Raw genomic sequence first — 5,296 nt, forward strand, 5'->3', positions numbered from 1 at the left:
CCCCGCATCTTCAGAACCTCTACGAGCCGGAGACTTGCCACCCCCCTCATCCACTCCACCGCGGCGCTCTTCCGCGGGGCAGCACGGCGTTGACTTCTGGACCGAGCCAGCTGAACCATTCACGCTGATCATCAGTGAGCGGCCCGTCTCGGCCACGCCAGCCCGAAACGAAGGCCAACAGGCGGGCAGCCAACACGTCCGGCTGGAACCCGCCGTCGGGTTCTGGATCCCAGGGACCGACTCCCGACGCTACGAACGGCAGACCGTCGGTGAACGGCTCCGCTCCGACGACAGGGCGATCAGCCGACTTGAGCCGCGTCCGCAGCACGTACTTCCAGTCGGTCTCAGGTGCTTCCGGCCCCCTCAGACAACTGCTGGCCGAAGAACGGAACCGTCTCAGAGGTCAGCCGCAACAGCACCACTCCGTCAGGCCATTTCACTCTTCAGCGCATGATGAACCGGGTCAGTCGAACTGCTCAAGCGTGCCTTGTGACGGCATCGCCTCCAAGCTGCCACATCTCATAGTTCCCACATTCTGCCGTGATCTCGGCCGTCGACTGAGCCGCAGTGACGAAGTCATCCACTACCAGCGAGGTGTGCGATGCCGCCACCGCGAGGCACACCTGGTCGGGCGCCAGTTCCGGGATAGGCACATAGACGACGTCTGGATGCGAGTAGAACACGGACGCCGAACGGGCCAGGAACGAGATGCCCCGTCCGGCCGCGACATGCTCGAGTGTCTCGTCCACCCCGCGCACCGGGTACCCGGCATTAGGGTGCGGGCGCTTGGTGGGCTGCGTGCTCGGGTCACCGTGCCAGACCAGCGGTTCACCGGCCAGGTTGGCCTCGGTGACCTCCTCCTTGCCGGCCAACCGGTGTCCGGCGGGCAGTACCGCTACCCGCGGCTCGGTGTACAGGGGGGTGACGCGCAGGCCTGCCTCGTCGATGGGCAGCCGCACATAGCCGACGTCGATGCGGCCGTCGAGCAGCATCGCAGCCTGGTCGTCCCCTTCGATCCGCTGCACGTCCACGGCCACGTCCGGGTGCCGGTCCTCGAACGCCCGCGCCGCCGGGATGACCGGGATGCCGGCCCGGAAACCGACCATCAGCCGCCGCCTGCCGCTGGCGGCCGCGGACACCCGGCGGCGGACCGCGTGGGTTGTGGCGAGCAGCGGACCGGCGTCGGCCAGCAGTTGCCGGCCCGCGTCTGTCAGCTCTACGCCGTGGCGATCCCTGGTGAACAGCAAGGCGCCGAGATCCTGCTCGAGCGCGCGGATCTGTCGGCTGAGCACCGGCTGCGCGATATGGAGCTCATCGGCGGCTCGGCCGAAATGCAGCCGGTCGGCCACGGCGACGAAGTAACGCAGTTTGCGCAGATCCAGATCCATAGAACCCCCAGCCCGGTGATGCCCCCAGGGTATCACCACGGCTTCAATAGGTCTTGGACGCCACTCAGACCCGATGGCAGCATAAAAAGCAGGCACTTAGGGGCGTCGAAGTGAATTCGGCACAAGAATTCGACACTGGAAGTTGACAGCAGGGCCAAAGCCCGGAAAGCAGGAACACCGATGAGCAGCATCAGCATTATCGGACTGGGAAACATGGCCCGTACCTTGGCCGGCCGGGCGCTCGTCGGCGGTAACGCCGTCGAGATCATCGGCCGCGACCCGGCCAAGGCCAAGGAATTGGCCGCCACGCTCGGCGGCGCCACGGTCGGGACGGCCGGGGCCGCCCCGGCCGGGGACATCGTTATCCTCGCCGCGCCGTACGCTGGCGCGGCGGCGGTGGTGAGGGAGTACGGGGACGCACTGCGCGGCAAGGTCATCGTCGACATCACCAACCCCGTAGCCCCCGACCTGCAGGGCTTCGTCGTCCCCGACGGCAGTTCCGGCGCACAGGAGATCGCCAAGGCGGCTCCCGACGACGCGCATGTCGTCAAGGCGTTCAACACTGTGTTCTCCCACGTTCTGGCGGCCGGCCCGGCCGAGGGCCGCCCTCTGGACGTGTTCATCGCCGGCGACGACGCGCAGGCGAAGGCACGCGTGTCGGCGTTCGTCGAGAGCTTGGGGCTGCGCCCCTGGGACACCGGGGAGCTGTCCATGGCGCGGGCACTGGAGAACGTCGGCCTGCTGGAGTTGGGCCTCATGAACCACTCCGTCAAGCACACCAATTTCTCCCTCGGCATCACCCTTCTCGGCTGAGCGCACCCCTACCACCACCTCTCGTGCCGCATTACGCCAGTTCACTTACGGCACGAAAAGACCCTGCACCTACCCTCACAAGGACAGTTAAATGCGCGTTTTCGTCGCTGGGGGGACCGGCCATTCCGGTTCGTACATCATCCCCGAGCTCATCGCCGCCGGGCACGAGGTCACCGGCCTGGCCCGGTCGGACGCTTCCGCGGCGGCCGTGTCCGCGCTCGGCGCGAAGGTGCGTCGCGGCAACCTGCAGGATCTCGACGGGCTCAAGGAGGCAGCCGCGGACTCCGACGGCGTCATCCACGTCGCGCACAGGCAGGATCTGCTGCCCTCCGGCGGGCTCGACGCCGTGGCCGCCGCGGAGCTCCCGATCATGCTCGCGTACGGCGAGGCACTCGCGGGAACCGGAAAGCCGCTGGTCACGGCGGGAAGCATCGGCTCGCCCGGGAACCTGGAGCGGCCGGCCACCGAGGAGGACCCGGCCCTCCCCGCCGGCGAGGAGCACAAGGGCACCCTGCGGGTCCGCAACATCGTGGAAAGGGCCGTTGTGGACCTCGCCGAGCAGGGGGTGCGGTCTTCGGTCGTGCGGATCGCCAACATCGCGCACAGCACGACCGATCGTGCCGGCTTCCTCCCCACTCTGATCGCGCTCGCGAAGGAAAAGGGGTTCGTCGGCTACCACGGCGACGGCGCGAACCTGTGGAACGCCGTGCACATCCGCGATGCCGCCACCTTGTTCCGCCTGGCGCTGGAGAAGGGGCCGGCCGGCAAATACTGGCACGCGGTCGAGGACGGGGGCATCCCGTTCGGCGACATCGCCGAGGCCATCGCCAGCCGCCTGGGCCTGCCCGCCGTGAGCGTTCCCAACGATGCCCTGATGACGCCGGGGTACTTCGGATTCCTCACGAATATCGTCACGCAGAGCTACCCGGCATCCAACCTCATCACCCGCCGGACCCTCGGCTGGGAACCCGCCCGGCCCGGCCTGCTCGCCGATCTGGACAACGGCCATTACTTCCCCGCCAGCTGACGGCGGGAACCCGGATCGTAACGAGCCCGGCAACCGGCAAGTTCGGCTCTTCTGAAGGACGTTGAGAGTATGACGACTGTGGGATTCATCGGAAGCGGAAGCATCGGCAGGACCCTCGCGCGACTCGCTGTCGGGGCCGGGCACCAGGTGGTGCTCAGCAACTCGCGCGGTCCCGAAACGCTCGTGGACACGGCCGAGGAACTGGGGCCGCGGGCGTCCGCGGCGACGAGCGAAGAGGCCGCGGCGGCCGGTGACATTGTCGTGGTCACGGTGCCGGTCAGCGCCTTCCCCCACGTGCCCGCCGCGCCGCTGGCCGGGAAGACGGTCATCGACACCTGCAACTACGGCCCCGAGCGTGACGGGCACATCCCCGAGCTCGACAGCAAGTCCCTCACCTCGAGCGAGCTGCTTCTGCGGTACGTCCCGGACGCCCTGCTCGTAAAGGCGTTCAACAACATCTTCTTCAAGCACCTGCTGTCACTCGCACGCCCGGCTGGGGCGGCCGACCGCTCCTACCTGCCGATCGCCGGTGACTCCGCACCGGCGAAGGCGGCGGCGACCGAATTCATCGACTCCATCGGCTACAGCGTGGTGGACGCGGGAACGCTGGCCGACAGCTGGCAGCAGGCGACGGGCACGCCGGTGTGGGGAACACCGTACGGGCCGTACTCGAACGAGAAGGGCCAGCCGGTCGGCGAGGACGCCATCCGCGCAGCACTGGCCACCGCAACGCGGTAACCGTCAATTATCGCGAACCGTGATGTGGTCCGTCGACACTGCCGCCCGGCACGTGATGGCGGCCCGCGATCAGGTCACCGCCGTGATCCTTGCCGACACTGTAAGGAAATTGCTCAGCGCCGGCGCCCAGCTCACCGGAACGCTGGTGGTCATGGTCCGCAATGACAAGGGCGGGGCCTGGCCGTCGAGTCAGGCCGATCCGACCCTGGGCGCGGCTGCCCGGCTGGGGATGACGGGGCAGGCTGAACGCAGAGCGTGGTGTCAGCCGTACCAGGTGACGCTGCAGACATAGATGGATTGGTGGCGGGGCACGGCGAGGAAGCTGATGAAGCCACGTCCGGCGAGGATGTCGAACTCCCGCAGTCCACCCTCGCGGTCGACCGGTCGGCCGACCTTCATCGCCTCGTGTCCGAGCGCGGCGAGTTCGGTGACCAGCCGCTCCACCTCCGCCACCACGCCGGGCGGGAGCCCGCCGGTGACGTACTCCTCGCTGGGGTTGTATTCCCACGTCCAGTCGGTCACAGCCCTGTCTCTGCCTCCGCCGCTTCCCGGATCCCGCGAATCTCGGTGATCGCCTCCGTGGGGTCCTGTTCGCCCGCGTCCACGATCCGTTCCAGTTCGCGGAGGCGGGCCGCGCGCACGGGATGCCGCTCGATCGCAATGAACACGGCCCAAGAGTGGACGAAGGCTCGCAGCGGGGCGAGGCTCTGCGTCTGCTGAGCGTTCGTGGTTGCCTCGAACAGGTGCTGGGTGAGCGCGGAGATCCTGCTGGGGGCAATCTTGGCGACGGCCGCCCGCAGACCGTCCGGGGTGAGTTCAGGCATAGGGATCAGCGGCCCGTACGGGCCCTCGGGCTGCGCGCTCACGGTGTCCTCCGGTGCGGGAGAGTCGGTCCTCGTACGGTACCGGTCGGGCTGTCGGCGCGGAGCATGGCGCTACGCACCGGCCAGGGCTCGTTGGTCCGATTCACGAGGGGGATTGAGCCCAGACCAGCGGTTTCCTGTCGATCAGCTCCCTGGTGGAGGTTCCTTCCGGCCGTTGGTACGGAGAGGGACGCGGGTTGCGCCGGCGCTGGACCGGAGGCCTTGATGGCCACCTCGCGAGAGACGCGCGCGTGCCTGAGCCAGAACCCTCCCTGCCGCCGCTCGAACGGGCTGTGGCTTTCCGCTCGGTGACCGCGCGCTTGCAGGCGGTTGGATCCGGCTTTTCGGCGGGTGAACCTGGAGATTCTTGGTAATACCGATGGATTTCTGCATGCGCAGGTGTGGCCGCGGTTTGAGGCGGAGCCGGCGGAACTCGTGGGTATGCCGGTGTGGCTGTATCCACGCGA

Annotated in this window: 7 protein-coding genes and 1 pseudogene; 5 read left to right on the forward strand and 3 right to left on the reverse strand. The window is 68.0% G+C overall.

Annotation, left to right across the window (positions count from 1 at the left end):
* Positions 1 to 476 precede the first annotated feature (476 nt).
* A complete protein-coding gene (locus ACFXJ5_RS41105) occupies positions 477 to 1,388 on the reverse strand; it encodes a LysR family transcriptional regulator (protein WP_384643657.1) in 912 nt (303 codons plus the stop codon).
* A gap of 180 nt (positions 1,389 to 1,568) precedes the next feature.
* Between ACFXJ5_RS41105 and ACFXJ5_RS41110 the strand changes: the two genes are divergently transcribed.
* From ACFXJ5_RS41110 to ACFXJ5_RS41125, 4 genes are all read left to right on the forward strand, one after another.
* On the forward strand, positions 1,569 to 2,201 hold the full coding sequence (locus ACFXJ5_RS41110) for an NADPH-dependent F420 reductase (protein ID WP_384643660.1): 633 nt from the start codon (positions 1,569 to 1,571) through the stop codon (positions 2,199 to 2,201).
* Positions 2,202 to 2,292: 91 nt separating this feature from the next.
* Positions 2,293 to 3,228, forward strand: a complete 936-nt coding sequence (locus ACFXJ5_RS41115; protein WP_384643663.1) for an SDR family oxidoreductase — start codon at positions 2,293 to 2,295, stop codon at positions 3,226 to 3,228.
* 78 nt (positions 3,229 to 3,306) lie between these two features.
* Complete coding sequence (locus tag ACFXJ5_RS41120; protein WP_384643674.1) at positions 3,307 to 3,966, forward strand: NADPH-dependent F420 reductase; 660 nt, start codon at positions 3,307 to 3,309, stop codon at positions 3,964 to 3,966.
* 19 nt (positions 3,967 to 3,985) lie between these two features.
* Positions 3,986 to 4,258, forward strand: a complete 273-nt coding sequence (locus ACFXJ5_RS41125; protein ID WP_384643666.1) for a hypothetical protein — start codon at positions 3,986 to 3,988, stop codon at positions 4,256 to 4,258.
* Here the strand turns inward: ACFXJ5_RS41125 and ACFXJ5_RS41130 are convergent.
* On the reverse strand, positions 4,228 to 4,488 hold the full coding sequence (locus ACFXJ5_RS41130; RefSeq protein ID WP_384643669.1) for a hypothetical protein: 261 nt from the start codon (positions 4,486 to 4,488) through the stop codon (positions 4,228 to 4,230). The two genes, ACFXJ5_RS41125 and ACFXJ5_RS41130, sit on opposite strands and share 31 nt — an antisense overlap.
* Positions 4,485 to 4,832 carry a hypothetical protein gene (locus tag ACFXJ5_RS41135; RefSeq protein WP_384643672.1) on the reverse strand — a complete coding sequence of 116 codons (348 nt, stop codon included), beginning with the start codon at positions 4,830 to 4,832 and terminating at the stop codon, positions 4,485 to 4,487. Before ACFXJ5_RS41135 ends, ACFXJ5_RS41130 begins: the two co-directional genes overlap by 4 nt.
* A 312-nt stretch (positions 4,833 to 5,144) precedes the next feature.
* On the opposite strand from ACFXJ5_RS41135, the pseudogene ACFXJ5_RS41140 reads away from it, so the two are divergent.
* Positions 5,145 to 5,296, forward strand: a pseudogene (locus ACFXJ5_RS41140) (diadenosine tetraphosphate hydrolase); the annotation flags it as partial.

Source organism: Streptomyces sp. NPDC059373, assembly GCF_042751495.1.
Lineage (GTDB): Bacteria > Actinomycetota > Actinomycetes > Streptomycetales > Streptomycetaceae > Actinacidiphila.